Source organism: Pseudomonas sp. B21-054, from assembly GCF_026016345.1.
Lineage (GTDB): Bacteria > Pseudomonadota > Gammaproteobacteria > Pseudomonadales > Pseudomonadaceae > Aquipseudomonas.
This window is the reverse complement of sequence record NZ_CP087204.1, coordinates 5955590-5981029: the sequence shown is the minus strand read 5'-3', so window position 1 is coordinate 5981029 and position 25440 is coordinate 5955590. Positions and strand designations below refer to the sequence as shown.

The following is a 25440-nucleotide window of genomic DNA, read 5'->3' as shown; positions in this document are numbered from 1 at the left end:
ATGTAGGAAAAAAGCAGGACTTTGTCGGTTATCACTGACGCTGGTGTCAGCCAGCGTCAGTTATCCACAGGCTTTATTTCAGCGCAGCGAAAGCCCGCTCGGCCGCATCGAGGGTGATCTTCAGCTCGGCCTCGCCATGGGCGATGGACGTGAAGCCGGCTTCGAATGCGCTCGGCGCCAGGTACACACCGCCGTCGAGCATCAGGTGGAAGAAGCGCTTGAAGCGGTCGGCGTCGCTGGCCATCACGTCTTCGAAGGTGACGATGTCATCGGCGCCGCTGAAGTACAGGCCGAACATGCCGCCGGCCTGGGTGGTCACGAACGGAATGCCGGCCGCGTCGGCGCGGACCTGCAAGCCGTCGAGCAGGCGGGTGGTGTAGTCGGTCAGCTCGGCGTGGAAACCCGGACGGCTGATCAGGCGCAGGGTGGTCAGGCCAGCCGCCATGGCCAGCGGATTGCCCGACAAGGTCCCGGCCTGGTAGACCGGACCCAGCGGTGCGATGCATTCCATGATGGCGCGCTTGCCACCAAAACAACCGACCGGCATGCCGCCGCCGATGATCTTGCCGAAGGTGCTCAGGTCCGGCGTGACGCCGTAGTGGGCCTGGGCGCCGCCGAGGGCCACGCGGAAACCGGTCATCACTTCGTCAAAAATCAACACCACGCCGTGTTGGTCGCACAGGCTGCGCAGGCCTTCGAGGAAACCCGGTGCCGGCGGTACGCAGTTCATGTTGCCGGCCACTGGCTCGACGATGATGCAGGCCACTTCCTGGCCGACTTCGCCGAGCATCTTCTCGACTTCTTCGAGGTCGTTGAACGGCAGGGTCAGGGTGTGTTTGGCGAACGCCGCCGGCACGCCGGCCGAACTTGGCACGCCCTGGGTCAGTGCGCCGGAACCGGCCTTGACCAGCAGGCTGTCGGAGTGGCCATGGTAGCAGCCTTCGAACTTGATGATGCTGTCACGACCGGTGAAACCGCGCGCCAGGCGGATCGCGCTCATGGTCGCCTCGGTGCCGGAGCTGACCATGCGCACCATCTCCATCGATGGCACGATCGAGCAGACCAGGTCGGCCATCTCGGTTTCCATCGCGGTCGGGGCGCCGTAGGACAGGCCGTGTACCAGCTGCTTGCGCACCGCATCCAGCACGTCCGGATGGCTGTGGCCCAGGATCATCGGGCCCCACGAGCCGACGTAATCCACATAGCGCTTGTCGTCTTCGTCCGTCACGTACGCGCCTTCGGCGTGCTTGAAGAACAGCGGGGTGCCGCCGACGCTCTTGAACGCACGAACGGGGGAGTTCACGCCGCCGGGGATGTGTTTCTGGGCGTTGGCAAACAGGGTTTCGGAACGGGACATAGTTGGGCTCTCGAAAGCGGAAATGGGCTATTTGATCTGCAGCAGGTCGTTGAACGCGCGGGCGCGGCGCGTCACTTCCCCGGTGCTGTCGGCGCCGAACAGGCCGTGGACCACGGCCAGCAGGTCGACCCCGTGGGCCACCAGTGGGGCGGCGTTCTCCAGGGTGATGCCACCGATGGCGCAAATCGGCACATGAAGTTTGAGGCGGGCCTGTTCGAGCAGTTCAAGATTTGCGCTGGGGGCGCCGGGCTTGGTGTTGGAGTTGAAGAATCGCCCGAACGCGACGTAGCTGGCCCCTTCGGCGGCGGCCTGCACGGCCAGCTCCAGGCTGGCGTGGCAGGTGGAACCGATGATCGCTTGGCGCCCGAGCAGTGCGCGCACCGGCGCCAACGGGCCGTCGGTCTGGCCCAGGTGCACGCCGACGCCCAGGCGCGCGGCCAGTTCGGCGTCGTCGTTGATGATCAACTGGGTCTTGTAGCGCTCGCACAGGTTACGCAGCGCTTCGGCTTCGCGCAGGCGGCGGGCTTCGTCGCTGCTTTTGTCGCGGTATTGCAGCAGGGTCACGCCACCTTCCAGCGCCGCTTCTACATAAGCGAGGAACTTGCCGGCCAGCAATTGGCTATCGGTGATGGCGTACAGGCCACGTAATTTCATTCCACAGGCCCTCCGGAGCTACGAGCAGAAATCCAGCGGCAGGCGACGCGGCACGAACTGGCCTTTGCCCAGTCGTTCGGCATCGCGCAGGGTGCGCCAGGTGTAATCCAGTGCGGTCTTGACCGCGCTGGCGAGCTGTTCACCCTGGGCCAGTCGGCCGGCCAGGGCGCTGGCCAGGGTGCAGCCGGAACCGTGGTAGCTGCCAGGCAAACGCTGGCAGGTAAAGGTTTCGCGGCGACCGTCACGGCTGTACAGGCGATTATGGACTTCATGTTCGTCGCCGTGACCACCGGTGATCAACAGGTGTTTGACGAAGGGCAGCAGTTTTTCGGCGCACTCATCGGCGCTGCCCTCGGGCAGTTCGGCGAGGATGCGGGCTTCAGGCAGGTTGGGGGTGGCGATGATGGCCAGGGGCAGCAGGCGTTCGCGCATGGCGTAGCCGACTTCGTCCTTGCCCAGTCGCCCGCCACCGCCGGCGCGCAGCACCGGGTCGCAGACCATCGGCAGATGGGGGTGCGCCTGGAGCAGTTCGACCACCGTGTCGACCATTTCCAACGAACCAAGCATTCCCAGCTTGACCGCCGCGACCGGCGAATCGTTGAGCACGGCGTTGGCTTGCGCCAGCACCCACTCCCGATCGAGTACGCGAAAATCACTGACATTGACCGTGTCTTGGACGGTCAGCGCGGTAACGGCCGGGGCGGCATGGCAACCCTGGGCGAGCAGGGCTTCGATATCTGCCTGCAAACCGGCGCCGCCACTGGGGTCGTGGCCGGAGAGACAGAGGACAACGGGGCGAGAGCTGTAGATATTCATGGTGCGCGAGCTTACCACCAAACCCTTTCGATCGGCGCACGCCTGTAGTGACGGGGCTATCTGCAGGCAGGATTTATTTGTGGCGAGGGGATTTATCCCCGCTGGGCTGCGAAGCAGCCCCAGTAACTGTCGCCTCGGTATATCAGACAATTTGAATGGGGGCGCTTCGCACCCCAGCGGGGATAAATCCCCTCGCCACAGAACCCTGTGCCAGGTCAAACAATTGAGCTTGGCTCCAAGGCTGTATTGCAATCTGACCAAAGCAACAGCTCTATCTCAATGCTTCGCGCTGGAACGCCCGTTCTAGAGCCTTCTGCAGGAAAGATTTCAATGGTGCAAATTGGCCATCAACGGCTATGCTAGAGATGGATCCAACTCATAACAGGTAATGCCGGTTTTACGTCTACTCAGGGAATGGGGGGCTTCCTGACTCAACCGGACAGGCCACGCTGGGGCTTAAATGCGCTATTTGCTGATATTGCTGCTGTGCTTGCCCCCCTTGGCAAGTGCCCTTGAGTTCGATGAATTCACCCAAAGCCTACCCTTGGGCCATGCCCTGCAAGTGTTCGAAGACGCGAACGGCACGGCTTCCATCGACGATGTCCGCGCCCAGGCGGCCGCAGGTGGTTTCAAACCCCATGACAAAGCCACGCTGAACGCCGGTTATTCACGTTCTGCGTTCTGGCTGAAAGTGGATTTGCATTACCGCCCCGGCAATCCGGACGCCCAGCGCACCTGGTTGCTGGAGCTGGCGTATCCACCGCTGGACCACCTCGACTTGTATCTGCCCGACGCCACCGGGGCGTATCGCCTGGTTCGCCAGACCGGCGATGCCTTGCCGTTCGCCAGTCGGGAAATTCGCCAGAACAACTACCTGTTCAGTCTGGATTTCAAACCTGAGCAGCAGCAGACCCTGTTCCTGCGCCTGCAAAGCCAGGGTTCGATCCAGGCACCGCTGACGCTGTGGTCGAGCACCGCTTATCTCGAACAACAGCCGTTGCGCTTGTATGTGCTGGGGATCATCTACGGCGTGCTGCTGGGCATGTTGGTCTACAACCTGTTCATCTACTTGAGCGTGCGGGACACCAGTTACCTTTATTACATCGTCTATATCGCTTCGTTCGGCCTGTATCAGTTGTCGGTCAACGGCGCGGCGGTGGAGTATTTCTGGCCGGACAATCCCTGGTGGGCCAATGCCGCGACGCCCTTTTTTATTGGCTGCGCGGGCCTGTTTGGCAGCCAGTTCGCCCGCAGCTTCCTGCAAACGGCGCAACACAGTCGCTGGCTTGACCGCCTGCTGCTGGCGCTGATTGCCTACAGCGCAGTGGTGGTCGGCTTGTCGCTGATGACCAGCTACGCCCTGGCGCTGCGCCTGGCGACAGCGCTGGCGCTGGTGTTCACCGTGGTGATCTTTGCCGCCGGACTGTTTGCCTGGTGGCGCGGCCTGCGGGTGGCGCGTTATTTCATCATTGCCTGGTCGGCCTTTCTGCTGGGCGGCGTCGTCAACACGATGATGGTGCTTGGCTATCTGCCGAACATCTTCCTGACCATGTACGCCAGCCAGATCGGCTCGGCCATCGAAGTGGCGCTGTTGTCCCTGGCCCTGGCCGACCGCATCAATGCCCTGCGCGAGCAGCAGGCCCAGACCCTGTTCGACGCCGGACAGAAACTTGAAGTGCTCAACCAGCAGTTGGCCCACGGCAACAAGCTCAAGGACGAATTCCTCGCCACGTTGACCCACGAACTGCGTACGCCGATGAATGGCGTGATCGGCTGCCTTGAGCTGATGGAAACCGTCGAAATGGACGAGGAGCTGACCCTATACCAACAAACCGCCGCCGGGTCGGCGCGGGACATGATGCGCATGGTCAACGGCATGCTGACCCTCACCGAATTGCAGGCCGGCAGGCTCAAGGTCTATCCGGCGCCGTTCAGCCTGCGCAGTGTGATCGAAGCCCTGCAGGTGCAGTTCGCCGCCAATGCCGCGGCCAAAGGGCTGGATTTCAAGGTTGAAGTGGCCCCGGGGCTGACGGACCGATTGCTCGGCGACAGCGGCAAACTGGCCCAATGCCTGGAATGCCTGCTGGACAATGCCATCAAGTTCACCCGGGTGGGCGGCCTGGCGTTGCGGGTCTGTGGCAAGCCGACGGAGCTTGATCGCCTGGTGTTGTCTTTCGCCGTGATCGACACCGGCATCGGCTTCACCGACCTTGGGGAGGCGACCCTGTACCAGCGTTTTTTCCAGCTCGACGGGTCAATGACCCGCGAATATGGCGGCCTCGGTGTGGGCCTGGCGATCTGTCGGCAATTGGTGGAACTGCTGGGTGGGCGCCTGACCCACACCTCCGAGCCCGGTCGCGGCAGTCGTTTTCAGCTGGACGTCGAGTTCGAACTGGCACTGCCCGCGGCTGCCCCCGCGACGTTTCCGTTCGGTGTTCGCCAAGGCTCACGCCTGCCCCAGGAGTGCACGGTGCTGTTGGCGGATGACAACACCATTGACCAACTGGTGATGCGCGGCATGTTGCTCAAGCTCGGTTACCGGGTGCGCACTGTCGACAGCGGTCGTGCCGCCTTGGATTTGCTGCAGGGCGACAGCTTTGACGCGGTGCTGCTCGATTGCCAGTCATCGCCGCTGGACGGCGTGTCGGTCTGCTGCCAGATCCGGGCGCTGTCCGGTTGTGAGGATTTGCCGGTGCTGGTGGTCAGTCCGAACCTGGATCAGGAGCGTTGTCCGGCGGGCGCCTTGATTGACTACCTGAGCAAACCGGTGAAGTTCGAGGCATTGCAGGCGGTGTTGCAGCGACGGGTGCTGTGTCCGAAACAGGGTGAAAGCGCCGACATTTAGGCGGGTATGACACTTTGTTCGGCCTGGGGGCGGTGCTTAACTGAACCTGCTGGCCGACCGAGGAGCCCTGTCATGAACCTGCATCAGTTCGCCGAAACCCACGATGTCACCAATCAGCCGCCATCCCTGGACGGCGCCAACCTGTATCGCATCGACCTGCCGCTGCAGCAGTGGTCGCAGCGTTTCGGCGCGGGCTGGGCGCAGGCGCGGATCGACGCGTACGGGGCGCTGGCCGGCGGGCCGCTGATGGAGGCAGGGTTCCTGGCCAACCAGAACAAACCGGTATTCTCCAGCCATGACCGTTACGGCCATCGCATCGATCTGGTGGAGTTTCATCCCGCTTATCACCAGTTGATGCGCACCGCCGTCGAGCATGGCCTGCCCAGTCTGCCTTGGGCGCATCCGCAACCCGGCGCCCATGTCGCCCGGGCCTCGCTGACTTATTTGCACAGCCAGGCCGAAGCCGGCACTGGCTGTCCGCTGACCATGACCTTCGCCAGCGTGCCGGCGTTGCGTGTGCAGCCGGACCTGGCCGAGCAATGGCTGCCGAAGGTTCTCGCCACCGAATACGACCCGCGCAATGTCGGCATGGCGCACAAGGCCGGGGTCACCCTGGGCATGGCGATGACCGAAAAACAGGGCGGCACCGATGTCCGGGCCAACACCACCAAGGCCTACCCGGTGGGCGCCAGTGGCCCGGGCCAAGCCTATGAGTTGGTGGGGCACAAGTGGTTCTGTTCGGCACCGATGTGCGACGCCTTCCTCACGCTGGCCCAGACCGACAAGGGCCTGACCTGTTTTCTGCTGCCGCGCCATCGACCGGACGACACCCGCAATCAGTTCTACATCCAACGGCTCAAGAACAAGCTGGGCAACTGTTCCAACGCCTCCAGCGAAGTTGAGTTCCGCGGCGCCCTGGCCTGGATGATCGGTGAAGAAGGGCGCGGGGTGCCGACGATCATCGAGATGGTCGCCATGACGCGCTTCGATTGCATGGTCGGCTCCAGCGCGCTGATGCGCCAGGCGCTGACCCAGGCCAGTCATCACTGCGCACACCGCAAGGTCGGCGGCAAGCTGTTGAGCGAGCAGCCGCTGATGCAAAACGTCCTGGCTGACCTGGCGCTGGAAAGTGAGTCGGCATTGGCCCTGAGCCTGCGCATGGGCCGTGCGCTGGATCACTTGAGTGACGAGCACGAGGCCAAATTTGCACGACTGGTGACGGCCGTGGGCAAATACTGGATCTGCAAGCGCGCCCCCGCGATGATCAACGAAGCCGCCGAATGCATGGGCGGCGCTGGCTACGTCGAAGACAGCATCCTGCCGCGCTTGTACCGGGAGGCGCCGGTCAATTCGACGTGGGAGGGCTCTGGCAACGTGCAGTGCCTGGATGTGTTGCGGGCCCTGTCCAAGGAGCCGGGTGTACTGGAGGTATTGTTCAATGAATTGGGCGACGGCCACGGCGACAAGCGCCTGGCCGGTCACATCCAACAGTTGCAGGCAGCGTTCAAGGACACCGATGACATCCAGTACCGCGCCCGGCAATTGACCGAAGACATCGCCGTCGGCCTGCAAGCCAAGCTGTTGCTGGAGGCGGGCAACAGCGATGTCAGCGATGCCTTCATCGCCAGCCGCCTCGGCTCGGCAGGCCGGGTGTACGGGGCCTTGCCTCGGGGGTTGAATGTCGAGGCTATTGTGGCGCGCTCGACCCCGCACGACCTTTAGAAACACTACCTACCCCTGTGGGAGCGAGCTTGCTCGCGATGGCGTCGGCCCATCCAACCGCTATGGTGACTGACACACCGCTATCGCGAGCAAGCTCGCTCCCACAGGGGGCTGCGGTGAAATGAAAGTTCTGGGCCACTGAAGATCAATTGTGGGTGAATGATCAAGCGCGCCAATACGCCACTGTTCCCGTCGGGCGGCGATGCAGGCAAGATGAAGGCCTGCAAGTCAGAACACAGGAAGCTGATCGTGACCGAAGCGTTTATTGTCGTTCAAACCGCCGAGCAAGCCGTGGATCGGCTGGCTGCCCTGCACGAGCGTGCGACCACCTCGTTGAACCAGGCGCTCATGCGTTACCTCAAGGACCGCGTCGAGCCGGACGCCGAGCAGCGGGCGTTGTTTCGCTATCCCGCCTTGCGCCTGACCTACCACTGCCACGGCGAAGTCCCACAAACCACCCGCGCTTACGCCAAGGTCCAGCTGCCGGGCACCTACAGTGTCACCGTCACCCATCCCGCCGCGTTCCGTAAGTACCTGCTGGAGCAGTTGGTCCCACTGATGCATGACTTTACCGTCACCGTGGAAGTGGGCGTCAGCGAGCAGAATATTCCGTACCCGTACGTGGTGGAGCAGGGCGATGAACTGGCCGGTTCCGGCGTGACTGCGGCGGTGCTGGCGCGCGTGTTCCCCAGCACCGACCTGTCGGCCGCCACCGATGGCATCGCCGACGGCCTCTATGACTGGGAAAACACCGACCCGCTGCCCCTGGCGCTGTTCGATGCCGCCCGGGTGGATTTCTCCCTGCGCCGATTGGTGCACTACACCGGCAGCGACTGGCGCCATGTGCAGCCGTGGATCCTGCTGACCAACTATCACCGCTATGTCGACCAGTTCATCGTCCATGGCCTGGAGCAGTTGCGCAGCGACCCGCGCTTTGTGCGCATGGTCCTGCCGGGCAACGTGATCATCGACAAGAACATGGACCATGGCGAAGCGTCGGCCATCGCTGCCGGCGTGGTCTGGCACCGTTACCAGATGCCGGCTTATCACCTGCAGACCAACGATGGCCACGGTGTGACCCTGGTGAATATCGGCGTCGGCCCGTCCAACGCCAAGAACATCACCGACCACCTGGCCGTGCTGCGGCCCCATTGCTGGCTGATGATCGGCCACTGCGGCGGGCTGCGGCAGTCCCAGACCATTGGTGACTACGTGCTGGCCCACGCCTACATGCGCCGCGACGGGATCCTCGACCGCGTGGTGCCGCCGAACATTCCGATTCCGGCCCTGGCCGAAGTGCAGATGGCCTTGCAGCAAGCGGCGGCCAACGTCACCGGCGAAAAGGGCGACGAGCTGAAGAAACGCCTGCGCACCGGCACCGTGCTGACCTACGACGACCGTAACTGGGAATTGCGCTGGGCCCAGGAGCGTCCATTGATCAACCTGTCCCGCGCCGTGGCGGTGGACATGGAAAGCGGCACCATCGCTGCCCAGGGTTATCGCCTGCGGGTGCCCTATGGCACGTTGCTGTGCGTTTCGGACAAGCCGCTGCACAGTGAAATCAAGCTGCCGGGTTCGGCCAACGCGTTCTATGAGCGGGCGGTCAACCAGCACCTGAAGATCGGCATCGCGGCGCTGGATCTGTTGCGTACCGAGCTCAACTCGTTGCACTCGCGCAAGTTGCGCAGCTTCGACGAGCCGCCGTTCCGCTGATACGGCGGTGGTTATTTAGCGGTCAGGCCACTAGCATGGGCGGTCCTGACCGCTAGATGCCGTGCCACCATGCCCCGTCCTCCACGCCCCGCTTCCCGCCGCCCTGGCGCGAAGCCTCAAACAATCGCCCCGCGCCGTGTGGCCAAGGCCCCGCCGGCCGAGCCGAAGCTGATCCTGTTCAACAAACCCTTTGATGTGCTGACCCAATTCAGCGATGGCGAAGGGCGGGCGACGCTCAAGGATTTTATCGACGTGCCGGGCATTTACCCGGCCGGGCGGCTGGATCGCGACAGCGAAGGCTTGCTGTTGCTGACCAATGACGGACAACTGCAAGCGCGCATTGCCGACCCCAGGCACAAGCTGGCCAAGACCTATTGGGTGCAGGTGGAAGGCGAGCCGAGTGCCGAACAGTTGCAGCGTTTGCGCGATGGGGTGGAGTTGAACGACGGCATGACCTTGCCAGCCGAGGCGCGACAATTGGACGAACCGCAATTATGGCCGCGCAACCCGCCGGTGCGTTTTCGTAAAAGCGTGCCCACGAGTTGGTTGGAGCTGGTGATCCGCGAAGGGCGCAACCGCCAGGTACGGCGCATGACCGCCGCGGTGGGCCTGCCGACACTGCGCCTGGTGCGGGTCAGGATCGGCGACTGGACCCTCGATGGGCTCGATCAGGGCCAGTGGAAGGAAGTGCCGGCGCGTTTATAACGTCCCGGACTCGATCAGGCCGATCACCACGCTCTTGATCACGAACGCCGCCACGCCCAGCCCCAGCACAAAAAACAGAATGAACGAGCCGAAACGCCCGGCCTTGGACTTCTTCGCCAGATCCCAGACGATGAAACCCATGAAAATAATCAGGATGCTGACCAGGCCGGTCATCATCCACTCTTCGAAAACGGCAGGATCCATCGGGGCACTCCGGCGTGGGCGGGGTTGGAAAGGCGCGGCGAGTATACGGCATGGGGAGAGGGCAGAGGATTGGCCTGCGGCGGTGTGTCGCAGCTATTCATCGGCTGGGCTGGAGATTTTGTGGAGAGGGGATAAATCCCCTCTCCACAAAAACGGTCAGCTGCGCAGGTGAGTCAACGGCAACTCGGTGCTGTTAAGCACCTGGTTCAGCACAAAGCTCGAGCGCACGCTGGTCACGCCATCGATCCGGGTCAGGTGCCCGAGCAGCAGTTTCTGGTAATGGTCCATGTCCGGCACCACCACCTTGAGCTGGTAGTCCGCGTCCATACCGGTCACCAGGCTGCATTCCAGCACTTGCGGCAGGTTGCGGATGGCCGCTTCGAAGTTTTCGAAGCGCTCGGGGGTGTGGCGGTCCATGCCGATCAGCACGTAGGCGGTCAGGCTCAGGCCCAGCATCTTGCGGTCGAGCAGGGCGACCTGACGCGTGATGTAGCCGTCGTCCTCCAATTGCTTGACCCGTCGTGAGCAAGGGGAGGGCGACAGGCCGATGCGTTCGGCCAGTTCCTGGTTGGAGATGCGTGCATCGCGCTGCAATTCCGCCAGAATGCTCAGGTCGTAACGGTCGAGTTTGCTCATCGGTCGGGCCTTTATCTGGATAATTGCGGCAGATTATCTATCCGGGGTTAAAAATTGCGCAAGTGATGTTTATTACCGCAATCTTAGCAATCATCTGTCGGCGCCCCAGGCTTATTCTTATCACCAAGATCACTGCTCGGACAAACAGTCCAGTGCGGCCCGCCCAATCAGGCCGGCTGCGGTCGCGGCACCCACCGGTGTCGGCAGACCCCCGAGCTGCACACTGTCCAGAAGACGGCGTGAGGTGAGCCGACGTCAAAAGCGTCGAGCACGGACGATATTCTCAAGGGGAGGCCGACGGGCCTCCCTTTTTTATTGGGCGCAGATTCTGCCTTGGCTAGGGCACGTCGTAACCGCAGGAGCGCAGGCGTTGGCGGGTCAGGCGTTTGTCTGGGTAGTCATCGCCCCAGTTCAGGTGCTGGTCATAGCGGGACTTGACGTGGGCACAGGCGGCTTTGATTTTTGCGTCCGCCTCGGCCAGTGCTGTATCGGACAGGCGATTGATTTTCAGGCTTTGGAAGAATGGCAGGATAAAGGCTTGATCCAGGTCGTAGCCCTTGGTGCCTTCGGGTAAGCGTTGGCCGGCACTGACCGAGAATGGTTGTTTCAGGCCGCTCTGGTTTTCCCAGCACCAGTAGGTGACGTCCTCTTCCCATTCCCCCGTTGGGCTGTGCCATATGTCGTAGAAGCGCAGGCATTGCATGCCTTGCCGGGTGACCCAATCGATTCCTTCGGGGCGTGCCTTGCTTGGGGTGAGGTCCATCAGGGCGAGTTTGTATTGCAGGAACTGCTCGGGAGAATAGAGCGTTCCTTCGTCCTTGCCATCCAGCAGGCTTTCGACGGTTATCCAGCGCGATGAGGCCAGCACGATGAGGTCATCGGAGCGAAAGCCGCCGGCAGCACTCGCTGACTGAATGTCGCGTACCTTGTCATAGTTGAAGCCGCTTTTGATCGTGCCGCACGGCGTGCGCCGCAATGGCCCTGGCAAGTCGTAGGAGAAGCGTGGGCTCAGGGTCACCCGTTGCTCCCCGACTTCACACAGCATTCGGCTCAGCCGCCTGTCATTTTCATGCACCAGCGGTGTGCGCCCGCAGCCCCACAGGACCACGGGCAGCAGCATCAGGGCAACGAGCCCAGGCCTCAAAGAGAGGCACCGAAGGCGTTACCGTTCTTGTCGATGAAAGTTGGCACGATGTAAATCTTTTTCGTTGTCCCGTCCTTGTTGGTCGTCGTGCCGTTCTTGAAATCCTGTTGTACTTGGTTAGTGCCTGTCTGGCACATGGATTTCACCTGGCACAAATAGTTGGAGTGCGGGCTGTCTTTACCCATGAGGCCAGGCATTGTGAACAGGGCGCCCAGGTACCGGCTGATCGGGTCGCTGGAGTTAAGGGCATTGTTGCCCAAAAAGTCGGACACGGAGTCGGTCATGGGCAACATGCCAAAGAACACTTGGCTGTCCGGGCGGTTGACCTGGAAAACTGCATTGTTTCCGTCGATATTGAAGCCCGCCTCTTGGGCGGCGTCGAAGAAGTGTTGCGCATACACAGGAGCGCCAGACAGTTGAATGCCACCTGCACTGTTGCCAAATGACACTCCATCAATCCCTCGATAGGTTATCAACGCACCCTGACTATGTCCCACCAGGTCCAGCCTGAATCCCTGGTCAACTCCAGCCTGGTAGAACTCACTCACCTGCTGTGCGTTGCCGGATCGCTTGACGCTACCCAAGGCCACGTCCCATAAGGACTCCACTAGGTCACCCAGGAAACCGTGTTCCGGGTTATAGCCTTGCATGAAGCTGTCCTTGCCACCTTGCATGCTGCCATTTACCGCGGCCGCCTGTAATGAGTTCTGAATGCCATTGATGGCAATGACCCCTGACGCATCGGGACGCACGATCATGTCGAATTTGGTGTCTTTCAGATCCAGCAGCGGTTTGCCGTCCGGGTCCAGAATGACCTTGCCGCGGGTATCTTTCTGGTAAACCACTGTGGTGCGGTAGAAACTCATGTCACCGCTGAGCAGCACCGGCAACTGCGTCGCCACGCCACCGTGACTGATCACGCCCGGCATCAGCCCCAGAGTGCCATAGGATGTTTTGTCCATGGCGGCTTGCATCACGCCAGGAATCCATGCCAAAGGAGCGAGCCCCGGGTTTTCTTCGAGTGCTTTCTCAGTAGCCCCGGTCAACTCACCGTAAATTTTGAATAGGTCGGAACTGTTCTTGCCATAGTCCTGCAGACCCTTTTTCCACCTGTCCAAGGTTTGCATCGGGCTGCCCACCGAGTTGAGCGACGACTCGCTGATGTACAGGTCGGTGCGCTTTTCCTTGTCCCGGGTAATGTCGTACGCCTTGGATGGATCACGGTTAAGGCCACCGGTTGAGTTCTGGCCTGTGACCGCGTCGTTGCGCACGATGATGTTGCCCGCGCCGACTGTGGCGCGCACATCCTGCTCGCGGTCCTTGCGGTAGTCGTAGCCGCTCACACTCCAGCCGTTGAAGCCTTCCTTGGGCGCGCCGCTCAGGCTCTTGTCACTGGTGAAGGCCACGTCCTTGCCGCCGGTGGCCTTGGCGCCGTTGCCAGCATCCGCGCCCCAACCAAAGGCGCCACCCACGTTGACGTAGTAGCTGTGCTCCTTGTCCACGCCATTGATGTCACGGAAGCCCAGAGTGTTGGTGTCGAGCTTGAGCTTGCCGTTGTCGGCGGCGATCAGCGCACCGTCGATCTGGGTGTGTTTCTCGGTGCGGATATCCACACCGTTCTTGCCGGTGATGCTGGTTTGCTGTTCAACCCAATTGGTTTTGCCGGTGGTCTTGCCTACGCCCACCGAGCCGCTGACGCCACCGCCACCGGCCACACCGATACTGACGGTGACACTGGCGTCGAACTGTTTGCCGCTGACTTTGCCAGTGTCCGGTACTGACGACACCAGCAGGTCGCCACCTACGCGGCCCACCACTTCGTCGCCGCGCAGGTTGGCGCCGGCGATGGTGGTGTCATTGCCGCTGTTGAAGCGCAGTTGGTTGCCTGCATATAGGTAGGCGGTCTGCTGTTTCTCGGTTTCCCGTTCCAGCTTGCCCTTGCCCATGTCGACGCTGGCATAGACCGCGATGAAATCCTTGCCGCCCAGGGCGAGGCCGACTTCTCCACCACCGCTGCGCCGGGTGGATTCGCTGGCGGAGTCGTTCTGTGCGGCGCGGATGGTCAGGTCCTTGCCGGCACGCAAATCGATATCCTTGCCGGCAATCACCTGGGTCCCGATCATGGTCAGGTTCTCGGTGGCTTCGATGTTGGTGTCGCGCCCGGAGAGCAGCACGCTTGGCGTGTTGGTGCCCAGGGTCGTTTCTTCGCTGGCCACGCCATTGCTGCCGCCGATCCCTGCGCGACCACTGCCGCCACCGCTCTGGCCATTGATGCCGCCCTGGCTGCGGGTGGTCTGGCTCTCCTGGTCGATCGTGCCACGGGCCACGTCGAGGTTGACGTTCTTGCCCACCAGGGTGATGTCGCGCCCAGCCTCGAACTGACTGCCACGGACATTGAGGTCGTTACCCGCTACGGCGTTGATATCACGTCCCGCACTCAGGGTAGACGGAACGTTTTCACGTATCTGCGAACGCGAGCTGGTGCCCTGGCTGGCCGAGCCAAAGTGGGTGGCGCTGGTTGGCCCGGAGGTAAAGGAGTTGATGGCGTCCACGGTGCTGAGCACGCTGGAGGCCTTGCTGACGTTGTCCTCACCCTTGCCGGTGCCGTTGATGGCATCCATGGTGTTGCCATAGTTGTGGCTGATGTTGACGGTCAGGCCGTTGCGGTCGCGGGTCTTGCTGCGTTCCTGGATGAAGGTTTCATCGACGGCATCGACATTGATGTCGCGCGAGGCCTGCAGGCTGATATCGCGTCCGGCGTCCAGCCCTGCACCTTCGAGGGTCAGGTCGCGTCCAGCCTTGACGGTGACGTCCTGCCCGGCCACCAATTGGCTGCCAGCGGCAGTTTGCTGGGCGTCGCGGGACTTTGTCTTGGTCGCTTCGCGCCCGGCGAACGCGGTGAAGCCGTTGCGGTCGCTTTCCAGGGACAGGCCGCTCTGCTTCTGGGATTTCCAGTTGCTCTGGTCCTGGCTGTTGCTACCGGCCAACACGTTGACGTCGCGTCCGGCGCCCACTTGCAGATGACGTCCGGCCTCGGCGCTGCTGCCGATCATGTTCACGTCACGGATACTTTGTACGGTGACATCACGCCCGCCAGTGACCTGGCTGCCGACGCTTTGGGTCTGGAGGTTTTCCTGTCCGGATTTTTTCGCCGAGGCGATGGAGATGAAGTTGCCGGAGGTACTGAAGCCAACTTTGCTTTTGTACTTCTCGCTGTGGCTGGTGGACTCGTTGGCCGCGTCCATCAGGTTGACGTCGCCGTTCTTGTCGATCATCCCGGCGCGCAACTCCGCATCGCGCTTGGCGTCGATACGGCTGGCGGACACGTTGACGTTACCGCCCGCGACCACCACTGCATCGTTACCGGCATTCAGCTCGCTGCCCACCTGGGTGACGCTGCTGGAACTGCTGCTGCTACCGCTTTTACTCAGGCCGAAACTGCCCTTTTTCTTCACGCTGTAGCTGCTGTCGGCCTGCTCTTGCGCCGACATCAGGTTCACGTCGCGGGAACCGCCGACCAACAAGTCGTTACCGGCCTTGAGCTGGCTGCCGACTACGGTCACGTCGCGGCCACCATTGAGGCCGATGCGACCGTCCTTATCCTGGGTGATGTTGACGGTCAGGTCATGCCCGGCCTCGATTTGCGAAGCCACATTGGCGGTCGCCGAGTCCGCGCTCTGGGTGGTTTTGCTTTTGCCCCAGGAGCCTTTTTTCTTCTGGAAGAAGGTCGAGGACTGCTCATCCTGGCCCGCGACAATGGCCATGTCGTTGCCTGCGTTGAGGGCCATGTCATGACCAGCCTTGAGCTGGCTCGCCACGACGGCCATGTCGCGACCCGCGTTCACTTTCAGGTCTCCGCCCGTGGTGACGCTCGAGCCCAGGGTCTTCACTGTGTCATTGGTCACCAGGCCACGACGGATCGCGTTTTGGGTAAAGGTGTGATCCTGTACCGCGAGCATGTCCACGTCGCGACCGGCGTTGAGACTGGCATTGCCGTCGCTGTGGATCTGGCCTTTGTTGGTCAGGTCGCGTCCGGCACTGACATTCAATTGCTGACGGGCACTGATCAGGCTGCCCTGGTCCAGGTTGGTCCGCGAGCCGGAGCCATAAAGTACTTCCATGGCGGCGCGTTCGTTGACGATATCGCCTTTGACAGCGTTAAGGTCGACCTGATTGCCGCGCACTTCGCCACCCAGCGCGTTGCGGATACTGTTCTGGGCCATCAGGCTTACACGCTCGCTGGCTTGCGCCAGGCCACCTTGGTAAAGATTGTTCCCCGCTTCGGCCGTCAGGTCGTTGCTGGCCCGAAGGGTGCCGACGTTGGTCAGGTCGTTGCCGGCCATCAGGTTAATGTCCCGGGCTTGCACCAGGCTGCCGCCGCGCAGGTTGCGCGATTCGACCTGGGCCAGGTAGAGCACCGGCACCAGCACGTCCTGGCCCTGTACCCGGCGGGTTTCCATCCAGACGATGTCATGGGTCAACGCCGCCACTTGCTGGGAGGTCAGCGCCACGCCGACGCTCAGTTGCAACGCGTCTTTGGAGGCAATGGCATTGTCCATCAGGTACTGGTATTGGTCGTAGTCGCTGGTCAGGCTGGCGGCGAGAAAGCGCTGGCCGGTCTGGGCCAGCACCGCTTCGCGGATCAGGCGGGTCTCATACAGACCGTCCCCCAGGCGACGCCAACTCCGGTCGTCGTTGTAGCCCAACTGGCCGAACATGTAGTCGGAACTCATGAACCGCGAGAGGTTGGTCAGGTTCGGGTTGGTTTCGATCAGGTAGCGACTGTCGGGATTCTGGCTGCGCACGAACAGGCCGTAGTCACCTTCCGGCAGGCGATAAGTGCCGAGCGCGGTGGGGTCGACGGCGACAAAAGGCACGCCGGCAAAGTCCACTGGCACAAAGCTCACTTGGGTGCTGCCATCGGCACTGACACGTTCGACACGACGTACATCCGCCGCCACCTGGGTGCTGCCGCCGCTGCCCAAGGCATTGACGGTGATGGTCTGGCCACCGACCAGGCCAACGGTGTTGGCCAGGTTCTGGCCGGTCAACTGAGCTTGGGCTTGTTGAGTCAAAGTGCCGTTTTCAAGGTTACCGGTGACGATGAGGTTCAACTGACGACCCGACTGCAAGGTTGAGGCGGAACCGGTTTGGGTGCCTTTCTGTACGACGCTGCTCTGGCCGATGATCGGATATTGGGTGATTGCCGTCGGAATCGGTTGCTGCTGATCTGGAGCGCTGCCGGCGTTGGCCGCGTTCCAGGCATTGGCGTTGGATTCTGCCCAACGAAAATCGCTTTGCTCCAGATCGTGGAGGAAGTAAGTGGTGCTTTCAACGCGCTGGTCGAGGGTCGCTCCACGGTTGTAGAAGTTGGTGGCGTTGACGAACGCATCGCGGTTGGCGGCAAGCAGGCTTTGCTTGTTTTCCACGGTGCCGGCATTGATCAGCAGATCACGTCCGGCAATCAGGCGTGCACCCGGAGAATCCTTGATAATTTTACCCAGGTAGGTGCTGTTGACGATAAAGGTCGAGGTGTGGTGCTTGCCGGAGCAATCGGTGCAGTTGATGTCGATGCGACGGCTGACCAGGGATTCGCCGATTTCGAACTCATCCTTGGTGTTTTCCAGGCTGGCGACATTGAGGTTCATGTCGCCTTCGCTTTCGATGTTCGCTGAGCGGTTGCTCAGGCTTTGCGCCTGACTGTCGTTGAGACCGGCAAAGCTCAAGTTGCCCTTGCTGTAGATGTCACCGTAGTGGTTGCTCAGGGTGGCGCCGCGCAGATTCATGTCGCCCCCGCTGTAGACCAGGGTATTGGCCGAGGTGCTGATGCCGTTGCCCGCGAAGATATCCAGCTGGCCCATGGCACCGAGGGTGCCGCGGTTGGTGACCTGGGCGGCGTGGATATTGAGGTTCTGATTGGCGATCAGTCGCCCCAGGTTGTCCAGGTTGCCGCGCAGGGTGAGGGTGGTATTGCCGGCGCTGGCGATGCGTCCGTTATTTTGAGTCAGGTTGCCCGCCGAGAGGCTGACGGCCTTGGCCGCTGACAGCAGGCCGTTGTTGTTCAAGTCGCCGCTGAGCTCCAGGTCCAGATCGCCATCACTGAGCACTTCGCCGCTGTTGTTCAGGGTGGCTGCGCTCAGGCTCAGGCGGTTGGCACTGGCGATGCGGTCACCGGCCAGCAGGTCGACGTTACCGCCTACGACCACATCCAGCGCGCCGTTGAGTTGCAGGCGCCCGATGCCATCGATCGAGCCAATGTCCACATCGCCGCTGCCCAGGCCAGTGATGCTGCCCTGATTGCCGGTCAGGCTGGTGAGGTCGATCTTGAGCAGGCCTGTCCCGGCGTGCTCGATGTTGCCGGCGAGGTTGTTCAGCGCCCCGGCCTTGAGGGTGGCGGCCTGGCTGGTGATGCCGATGGAGCCGTTCTGGTTGTTCAGGGCACCTGTGAGCAGGATCTGGCTCAGGTCGCCGCCAATGGCACGGATGCGGCCAGTACTGTTATGGAGATTCCCGCCGGTCAGCAGCAGGTTGCCGCCGGACTCGATCAGGCCGGTCTGGTTATAGGTATTGAGCGCGTTCAGGCTCAAGGTCCTGGCACTGATTTCACCGCCAACGCGGTTGTCCAGGGTCTGGCCCTGGCTGCTCAGCAGGCCTTGGGCATAGAGACGACCCGCCTGGTTGGTCAGGTTGTCGATCAGCAGTTTCAGGTCGCCGGCCTGGGCGTTGATGAGCCCGGCCTTGCCTGCCAGTGCACTGTTGTTCGCCGAGGCGGCCACCACTTCGACGCTGCTGCCTTGCAAGGCTCCGCCCTGGTTGTCCAGCGTGCCCTGATTGAGTTGCAAGTCAGCGTGACCGGCCTGCGCCAGTACCAGGCCTGCGCTGTTATCCACGCGGGTAGCGGTAATTTTCAAACCATCGACGCCAGACAGCAATTGGCCCTTGCGGTTGTCCACAGCCGTGCCTTGAATGTCCAGGCGCTTGCCGGTGAGCGTGCCGCCCTGGTTGTCGATCCGGGCAGCCTGTGTCACAAGCACGGATGACTCACCGCCATCGATCAGCCCCAAGGCGTTGTTCAAGACGCCCGAAACGGCCAGTCCAATGGCGCCGCCGGTGGCTATCACCGAGCCTTGGGCGCTGTTATCCAGATGAGCCGCGTTGGCCCCGACGCTGCTGCCCAGCAGCACGCCGCCGTGGTTGTCGATGTCGCTGCCGTTGACCTGTAAATGGCCGTCGCTCTGCACGCGGCCCTGGGTGTTGAGCAACTGCCCAGGCGTCAAGCCTTGATCCTTCAGCGTCAGCAGTGCACCGCCAGTGCCGGCCAACAGCAAGCCGTTGGCGCTGTTATCGATGCGTCCGGCGACGAGGGTCAACTGATCGCCCACTACGCGGCCGCCACGGTTGTCCAGCAAACCGCTTTGAGTCAGCAGCAGTTGCTTACCGACGATCACGCCTTGTTGATTGTTCAACCCGTCTGTAGTGATGTCGAGATCACCGGCCTTGGATTGCAGGTGGCCGGCACTGTTGTTCAGTTGCCGGGCCACGACCATTGTCAGCTTGCTGGTTTCGGCGCTGAGCACGCCTTGAGCATTCTGGCTGAGGCTGCCTAAGTCAGCGGTAAGCTGGCCGCCGTTGACGTTGCCCTTGAGGTTGTTCAGATCGCGCGCGGTCAGGGTCGCGGCACCAGTGCCTTGTAGCAGGCCCTCGGTGTTGTCCACGTCCTGGGCGAACACGGCCAGTTGGTCGGCGCTGATTTTGCCTTGCTGGTTGTTCAAGGCCCCTTGGCTGACAAGCGTCAGTTGCTGAGCCACCAGGACGCCACTCGTGTTGTCCGTACTCCCGGTCTTGAGCGTCAACGCGGAGCTTGCCTGGATCCGACCGCCCTGGTTGTTCAGCTCTTGGGTGACGGTCAGTTCGTTGTTGCCCAACTCGGCGCTGATCAGGCCATTGGCGCTGTTGTTCAGGCGCTCGGCGGTGAGTTTCAGGTGGTCGGCGACGAGTTTGCCGCCTTGGTTCAACACGTGGTCGGCGCTGATATCCAACAAGCTCTGCGCTTGCAGCACGCCGTTGGTGTTGTCGAGTTGGTCGCTGATCTTGATGATGGATTGGCCGACGCTGGAAGCGATCAGACCGCGCTGGTTGTCCAGGCGCTGGGCAGTCACTTGCAATTGATCGGCGATCACTGAGCCGCGTAGGTTGGTCAGTTGTTTGGCGTTGAGTGCGAGGCTGCCGCCGGCCAGTTCAAGGTGGCCGTCGGTGTTGTCCAGGCTGTCCAGGTTCAGGGTAGTGGACTGGCCGTCGCCGAAGCGAATCAGACCACCGAGGTTGACGATGGCCGGAGTCACCAGTGACAGCGCACTCATACCCAGCACCCGCGCCGTGGTGCCCTGGTTGACCAGGCGAGCGCTGCTCAGGGTGACGTTGGTGCCCTGGATAATGCCGTTCTGGTTGTCGATCAAGTCACTGGCGCCCACTTCAAGGGTGCGGCTGGCCACGACGTTGCCGGTGTTGCTCAATTTCTGGGCGGTGATGGCGACGTCGCCGCTTTGGGTGCGGGTGTTGTCCGGATTCACCCCGGCTTCGACGATGCCACTGTTGATGACTTTGCCGGCACTGGTGATGCTGATTTTGTCGCGAGCGGCAATGCTCTTGCCCACCGTCACATCACCACGGGTGTTCACGTTGACCTGGGTGCCGGCATAGACCTTGCCCTGGACGTCGAGACTTTGCCCATTGATCGCGATGGCTTGGTTGGCGCTGGCGTTGGCTATGCTGACCTTGCCACTGGCATCGATCTGGATATCTCCTGTGGTGGCGGCCATGTCACCCGCCAGGCGTACACCCACGCCCTGTTCGGTACCCACCAGCCGAATCGCCCCAGCGTACATGCCGCCCAAGGCCGAGCTGTCGATGGCCAGTTCCGGTTTGTCGCTGCCGTCGTCGGTGCGCGCGGTGGCGCTCAGGGTGTCGGCGTTGACGTCGTTGCGGCCAGTCACTACGTTGAGGTTCTTCGCATAGATGTTGGCGTTGAGCTTGGCGCTTCGGGTAATCAGGTCGAACTGGTCGACATCGCTGGCGTCCAGGCCTGCGCCTTCGATGCTGATGTCGCCACCGTCGACCTGGAAGCGGTCCAGGCGCTGGCCTTCCATGATGGGTTTACCGGTCGTCAAGGTGGCGCGGGGCGTATTAATGAAACCACAACCGCTGCAGGTGATGCCGTTGGGGTTGGCGACGATGACGCGCGCCGCTTGCCCGGCCACTTCGGTGTAGCCGGCCATATGGCTGCGGTTGCCGCTGGTGATTTCGTTGAGGATGACTTGCGCGGCCTGGCCGTTGAGGTTGCTGTTGCCGACGATGATTCCGCCCAGTTGGGTGCTCTGCGTCTTGCCTGTCGCGTTGTTGAGAATCACGCCATTTTTGCCGACGTTGTAGTCGACGAACTTGTTGTGGGACAGCCCGCTGCCATTGGTACCGTTGATGTTGATCACCGGTACGCCATTGCCCGCCGCGCCAATGGTCGTGTTGCCTCCCGCCGCCGCGTCGACCGCAAGGCCCGCCGCCGCAGCGACAATGGGATTGAGGAACACAATAGAAGCCAACGACAGAGCAATGCATTGAGACAGCGGGGTACGGACGTCCATGTGCGAGTCTTCCATGTACAAAAACGATTCGGTGTCAGAAAAACAGATCGACGCGGAAATACACCGGGCGTTCACGTTTTTCGATAATCCCCGGGCGTTCCAGTGAGCGGGCAAAGCTCACGGAAGTAGCGAGGTTTTTGCCCCTGGCGTTGAATTCCAGGGCATTGCCGCTGACGCGGCCGCGCTCATCGGGGTTCGAGGACCTGCCCTCGATGACCCCGACGTCGTAGGCGAATGCCACGCCGTACTCTTGCAGCAGTGGCTGCAGCGGTTGCCAGGTCACGGCCCGACGCCAGCGCAATTGGTTACGCCAATAACCGCCGCTATCCCCAGTTAACGTCTGGTCTTGCAGCCCTCGTACCGAACTGACACCGCCGAGGCTGATTCGTTGCGGACTGTAGAGTTCATCTTCGCTGCGCTGGCCTGTGGCAAGGCTGTCGAAGCTGAAGCTTTCACCCCACAATCGGAACGGCTGCAAGTAGCTCAGGGTCAGGCTGTATTTGTTGTAGCGTGACTGTGGTCCGTCATGAGGACTGTCCCGTTGGGCATCCAGTGCCCCGATCCCCTGTTGCCAGCCGGCATCCAGGTTGATGAACGCTGAACCGATGCGCCGACCATGGTTGAGGTTCAGTTGGGTCTCGGTGATGCTCACGCTCGACGTGTCGATGAAGTTCTCGTCAATGTAGTTGCGCGTGCGCAGCTGGCTGAGGCCGAAACTGATGCCGGTCTTGCTGACGTTGTCGCGGTGCAGCACGCGCTCGGCGCGAAGCGCATGGTTCTTGCTGGTGCCGTCATAGCCGAATGTAAAACCTTGGGCGTCGCCGCTGGCGCGATAGAAACTCTGGCTGTAGGCATAATTGAACGTCCACCAGCCGTAGGGCACGCTGTAGTACAGGCTCTGGTTGTCGGAGTGGCGCCAGTGGTCGCTGACTGCGTCCTGGTTGGCGCGCAGGCTCAACTGGTCGGCGAGGCCCAACGGGCTGTCCCAGTCCAACCCCAGGCCCATCTGTTGTTGGCCCGTGCTGCGGTCGCCGTCATTGTTGCGCGTGGCCGAGACGCGCCAGGGTTTTTCCCGCTCGCCCTTGAAGCCGATGCGGCTGCCGCCGACCTGCTCGCCTGGCGTCAGCTCAAGCTGGGCCTGGCGGGACGGCAAGCGACTGAGCTGGTCCACCAGTTGCTCCAGCTCCCGTAGGTTGAGCAACTCGCCAGTCTTGCCGGGAAACGTCATCGTCAACTCGCGAGGGCTGGCCAGGGCGGAGCTGTCGAAGCCTTCAAGACGCCCTTCGACTACCACGATTTTCAGCACTCCGCCCGACAGATCCTGTTGCGGCAGATAGGCTCGAGTGGTGACGAAACCCCGTTCAAGGTAGTGATGGGTCACGGCCTTGAGCAGGGTGTTGATCTGTAAGACCGATAGGCACTGGTTCTGATAGGGCTTGAGCAATTGCTCGCGCATACCGGCATCGAGGTGGGCCGCGCCCTCGAGTTCGATGGTTTTGATGTCGAAGCAGCGACTGTCGTCGGGGTTGGCCGGCTCAGGCGTGGGCAAAGTCTTGCCGGGCAATTGCTGGAGTTCGTCGAGGCGTTTTTGTTGTTCTTGCAGCAATTGCTGCTGACGATCACGAATCAGATCGCGGTCACCGGGAGTCTGGAGGGGAGCGGCATGAGCCAGGGATGTAAAAAGCGCACAAGAAGCCAAGATGTGCGGAGTACCAAAGCGTGTCATCCCTTCATTCCCTTGAACGGCAACTGCGGCAAATGCCAACGGTCATTCAGGCGGACCGGAATCCATGGCGCCCGATGAAATCGGTGGGCATCTTAAAGGGTAAAACTCCCTGTATTGGTAAACTCAGTAAAAATCCGATGAGCGGTAGTTGCCATGGATTTTTTAGGTGATGGCAAATGGCCTTGAGTCGGGCGCCGGGTGGATCTTCGGTAAGCATGACAGCAAGAGCCCAGGCAAATGCACTGCGAAATAAACCCTGTGGCTGATAACCTGTCGCAGAACCGGCCTGGGCTTTTCCGAGTCTTATCATCAGGCCTTGAACCGTCGTGAGGAATAACATGAAGTCGCGCATCTGGCGTTTGGCAGGTGTTGGTCTGTTGTGGGCAAGTGTCAGCGCGCAGGGAATGGCCGACGATCAGCAAAACCGTGGCGGCCCGGATGGCAATCGCGGCCCGGACGGGCGCGGCGGCAACGGCCAGGGTTACCCGGCGCAGCAACGGTCGCAAAACAACGAAATCATTCGTGGCGACAACAGCCGCCAGTTCGAGGTCAGGCCACAGCCTCAATATCAGGGTGGCGGCCAGCAGTATGAGCGTCCGCCCCAGGACCCGAACGGGCAGGGTCGGCCACCGCAGCAACCGGGCAACAATCTGCCGATCCAGGGCCGGCCCGACAGCGTGAACCAGACCCGGGAACCGCAACCGGGGTACTACCGCGATATTCCACGCCGCAACGACGGCTATCCCAACGCTGGTCCGCGCCCAGGTCATGACAACCGGCCCGACCAGCACTGGTCCGGTCGGCCGGACGGCCATGGCAATGGCTGGGGGCCGGGCCCGCAATATCGTCCGGGGTACGTGATCGACCGCTTCCCGGACCGCAACTATCGCGTGCCTTATCGCGGCCAGGATTATTTCTATTCCGGCGGCTACTGGTATCGCCCGCAAGGGCCACGCTATGTGGTGGTGGAGCCACCACGGGGCATCCGTACCCGGTATCTGCCCGATTACGCTCGGGAAGTGTGGATCGGCAGCTCGCTGTTCTTTCTCGCCGCCGGCGCCTATTACATCTACGAAGCCAACACCCGGGATTACGTTGTGGTCGAGCCGCCGGTGGCCAACCCACAGCCTCAGCCCCAAGGCAACAGCTTTGATGTGGTGGCTTATCCGGCCAACGGCCAGTCGCCCGAGCAGGTCAACCAGGACGGGTACGATTGCTATCGCTGGGCGGTGCAGCAGAGCGGTTTCGATCCGCGCAGCTACACCTACCCGCCAGCGCCGGAGGTGGTGCAGACCTATCGCCAGGCCCAGGGCAGTTGCTTGAGCAGTCGTGGGTATCAGGTGACTTACTGAGTACTCAGCGCAACCTCGGGGATCAAACCTTGGACCCGATCACCACTTCCAGAGGATCGGCGTGAACCAGCACTTCGGCCTTCGGATAAGCGCGATGGATCGCGTCGGCGGCCTGGTCGCTGATGCCGTGGGCCACTGACAGGGTCAGTTCCCCGGGCAACTCCAGATGCAGCTGCACGAACCAATGGTTGCCGGAAATCCGCGTGCGCAGGTCATGGGCGCCCACGACGCCCGGCACGGCGCAGGCCAGTTCCAGCATGTGCTGGCTGACGTCGGGCGGCAGTTCCTCATCCATCAGCACGGCGAAGCTTTCCCGGGCGATCTGGATCGCGCTCCACAGGATGTACGCGGCGATACCCAGGCCGAACCAGGCGTCGAGTTGATACCAGCCGAACCCGGCCAGCACCAGGGCGACCAGGATGCTGCCATTGAGCAACAGGTCGGAACGGTAGTGCAGGGAGTCGGCGCGCACGGCGTTGGAGCCGGTGGCGCGGATGACCCGATGTTGCAGCGCCAACAACGCCAGGGTCAGCCCGAGGGAAAAGACGATCACCCCGACGCTGAGCCAAGGGGCGTCCACCGGCAGCGGGTTTTTCAGGCGCTCGAACGCCTGCAGGGCAATCAATACGGCACTGCCGCCGATAAACAGCGCCTGGGCCATGCCGGCCAGGGATTCAGCCTTGCCATGACCGTAGCGATGATCGTCGTCGGCGGGGCGCAATGCGTAATGCACCGCCAGCAGGTTGAGCAGCGACGTAACGCCGTCCAGGGCCGAGTCGGTCAGGCCGGCGAGCATGCTCACCGAGCCGCTCAGCCACCAGGCCAGCGCCTTGGCGACCACCAGGGTGAGCGCCACGGCCACTGAGGCGCGGGTGGCCAGGCGCAGTAGACGAGCGTGTTCGGTGCTGGTGGTCATGGCGCGGTCGTT

14 protein-coding genes are annotated in these 25440 nt (G+C 62.0%); 5 read left to right on the top strand and 9 right to left on the bottom strand.

Annotation, left to right across the window (positions count from 1 at the left end; all coding sequences use genetic code 11):
• Positions 1 to 73: 73 nt before the first annotated feature.
• Genes hemL through LOY70_RS25945 form a run of 3 tightly spaced genes read right to left on the bottom strand, consistent with a single transcriptional unit; the run spans position 74 to position 2827 of the window.
• Positions 74 to 1357, bottom strand: coding sequence for a glutamate-1-semialdehyde 2,1-aminomutase (hemL, locus tag LOY70_RS25955; protein ID WP_025215629.1), 1284 nt, complete (start codon positions 1355 to 1357; stop codon positions 74 to 76).
• A 27-nt stretch (positions 1358 to 1384) separates the two neighbouring features.
• Positions 1385 to 2011: a thiamine phosphate synthase gene (thiE, locus tag LOY70_RS25950; protein ID WP_265030732.1), complete on the bottom strand. Its 627-nt coding sequence runs from the start codon at positions 2009 to 2011 to the stop codon at positions 1385 to 1387.
• Between the two features lie 18 nt (positions 2012 to 2029).
• Positions 2030 to 2827: a hydroxymethylpyrimidine/phosphomethylpyrimidine kinase gene (locus LOY70_RS25945; protein WP_210641172.1), complete on the bottom strand. Its 798-nt coding sequence runs from the start codon at positions 2825 to 2827 to the stop codon at positions 2030 to 2032.
• A 460-nt stretch (positions 2828 to 3287) separates the two neighbouring features.
• On the opposite strand from LOY70_RS25945, the gene LOY70_RS25940 reads away from it, so the two are divergent.
• The 4 genes from LOY70_RS25940 to LOY70_RS25925 all read left to right on the top strand — a co-directional run bounded on the left by LOY70_RS25940 (position 3288) and on the right by LOY70_RS25925 (position 9812).
• Positions 3288 to 5672 (top strand): hybrid sensor histidine kinase/response regulator, encoded by a 2385-nt coding sequence (locus LOY70_RS25940; RefSeq protein WP_265030728.1) that lies wholly within the window; start codon positions 3288 to 3290, stop codon positions 5670 to 5672.
• 72 nt (positions 5673 to 5744) lie between these two features.
• A complete protein-coding gene (locus LOY70_RS25935) occupies positions 5745 to 7394 on the top strand; it encodes an acyl-CoA dehydrogenase family protein (RefSeq protein ID WP_265030726.1) in 1650 nt (549 codons plus the stop codon).
• A 213-nt stretch (positions 7395 to 7607) separates the two neighbouring features.
• The gene (amn, locus tag LOY70_RS25930; RefSeq protein ID WP_162178176.1) at positions 7608 to 9107 is read left to right on the top strand and encodes an AMP nucleosidase; all 1500 of its coding nucleotides are present in this window, start codon (positions 7608 to 7610) and stop codon (positions 9105 to 9107) included.
• Positions 9108 to 9245: 138 nt separating this feature from the next.
• Entirely contained in the window at positions 9246 to 9812 is a 567-nt protein-coding gene (locus LOY70_RS25925) for a pseudouridine synthase (protein WP_265030725.1), read from the top strand.
• Here the strand turns inward: LOY70_RS25925 and LOY70_RS25920 are convergent.
• The 5 genes from LOY70_RS25920 to LOY70_RS25900 form a co-directional block, all read right to left on the bottom strand.
• A complete protein-coding gene (locus tag LOY70_RS25920; protein WP_007937369.1) occupies positions 9807 to 10016 on the bottom strand; it encodes a DUF2788 domain-containing protein in 210 nt (69 codons plus the stop codon). The genes LOY70_RS25925 and LOY70_RS25920 overlap by 6 nt on opposite strands.
• A 156-nt stretch (positions 10017 to 10172) precedes the next feature.
• Positions 10173 to 10652 carry an Lrp/AsnC family transcriptional regulator gene (locus LOY70_RS25915; RefSeq protein ID WP_025215622.1) on the bottom strand — a complete coding sequence of 160 codons (480 nt, stop codon included), beginning with the start codon at positions 10650 to 10652 and terminating at the stop codon, positions 10173 to 10175.
• Positions 10653 to 10989: 337 nt separating this feature from the next.
• A complete protein-coding gene (locus LOY70_RS25910; protein WP_265030705.1) occupies positions 10990 to 11772 on the bottom strand; it encodes a hypothetical protein in 783 nt (260 codons plus the stop codon).
• Positions 11773 to 11792: 20 nt separating this feature from the next.
• Positions 11793 to 21434, bottom strand: coding sequence for a hemagglutinin repeat-containing protein (locus LOY70_RS25905; protein WP_265030703.1), 9642 nt, complete (start codon positions 21432 to 21434; stop codon positions 11793 to 11795).
• 34 nt (positions 21435 to 21468) lie between these two features.
• Positions 21469 to 23160: a ShlB/FhaC/HecB family hemolysin secretion/activation protein gene (locus LOY70_RS25900; RefSeq protein WP_123415281.1), complete on the bottom strand. Its 1692-nt coding sequence runs from the start codon at positions 23158 to 23160 to the stop codon at positions 21469 to 21471.
• A 338-nt stretch (positions 23161 to 23498) separates the two neighbouring features.
• On the opposite strand from LOY70_RS25900, the gene LOY70_RS25895 reads away from it, so the two are divergent.
• A complete protein-coding gene (locus tag LOY70_RS25895; protein ID WP_265030701.1) occupies positions 23499 to 24512 on the top strand; it encodes a DUF6515 family protein in 1014 nt (337 codons plus the stop codon).
• Between the two features lie 22 nt (positions 24513 to 24534).
• On the opposite strand, the gene LOY70_RS25890 is transcribed toward LOY70_RS25895, so the two are convergent.
• A complete protein-coding gene (locus LOY70_RS25890) occupies positions 24535 to 25428 on the bottom strand; it encodes a cation diffusion facilitator family transporter (RefSeq protein WP_265030699.1) in 894 nt (297 codons plus the stop codon).
• Between the last annotated feature and the right edge of the window lie 12 nt (positions 25429 to 25440).

What these genes read in the sequence shown, in the direction of transcription:
- LOY70_RS25910 (WP_265030705.1), bottom strand. Translation starts at nt 11,772, where the DNA reads ATGCTGCTGCCCGTGGTCCTGTGGGGCTGCGGGCGCACACCGCTGGTG.
- LOY70_RS25945 (WP_210641172.1), bottom strand. Translation starts at nt 2,827, where the DNA reads ATGAATATCTACAGCTCTCGCCCCGTTGTCCTCTGTCTCTCCGGCCAC.
- LOY70_RS25940 (WP_265030728.1), top strand. Translation starts at nt 3,288, where the DNA reads ATGCGCTATTTGCTGATATTGCTGCTGTGCTTGCCCCCCTTGGCAAGT.
- thiE (WP_265030732.1), bottom strand. Translation starts at nt 2,011, where the DNA reads ATGAAATTACGTGGCCTGTACGCCATCACCGATAGCCAATTGCTGGCC.
- LOY70_RS25915 (WP_025215622.1), bottom strand. Translation starts at nt 10,652, where the DNA reads ATGAGCAAACTCGACCGTTACGACCTGAGCATTCTGGCGGAATTGCAG.
- LOY70_RS25935 (WP_265030726.1), top strand. Translation starts at nt 5,745, where the DNA reads ATGAACCTGCATCAGTTCGCCGAAACCCACGATGTCACCAATCAGCCG.
- LOY70_RS25900 (WP_123415281.1), bottom strand. Translation starts at nt 23,160, where the DNA reads ATGACACGCTTTGGTACTCCGCACATCTTGGCTTCTTGTGCGCTTTTT.
- amn (WP_162178176.1), top strand. Translation starts at nt 7,608, where the DNA reads ATGAAGGCCTGCAAGTCAGAACACAGGAAGCTGATCGTGACCGAAGCG.
- LOY70_RS25895 (WP_265030701.1), top strand. Translation starts at nt 23,499, where the DNA reads ATGAAGTCGCGCATCTGGCGTTTGGCAGGTGTTGGTCTGTTGTGGGCA.
- LOY70_RS25890 (WP_265030699.1), bottom strand. Translation starts at nt 25,428, where the DNA reads ATGACCACCAGCACCGAACACGCTCGTCTACTGCGCCTGGCCACCCGC.
- LOY70_RS25905 (WP_265030703.1), bottom strand. Translation starts at nt 21,434, where the DNA reads ATGGACGTCCGTACCCCGCTGTCTCAATGCATTGCTCTGTCGTTGGCT.
- hemL (WP_025215629.1), bottom strand. Translation starts at nt 1,357, where the DNA reads ATGTCCCGTTCCGAAACCCTGTTTGCCAACGCCCAGAAACACATCCCC.
- LOY70_RS25920 (WP_007937369.1), bottom strand. Translation starts at nt 10,016, where the DNA reads ATGGATCCTGCCGTTTTCGAAGAGTGGATGATGACCGGCCTGGTCAGC.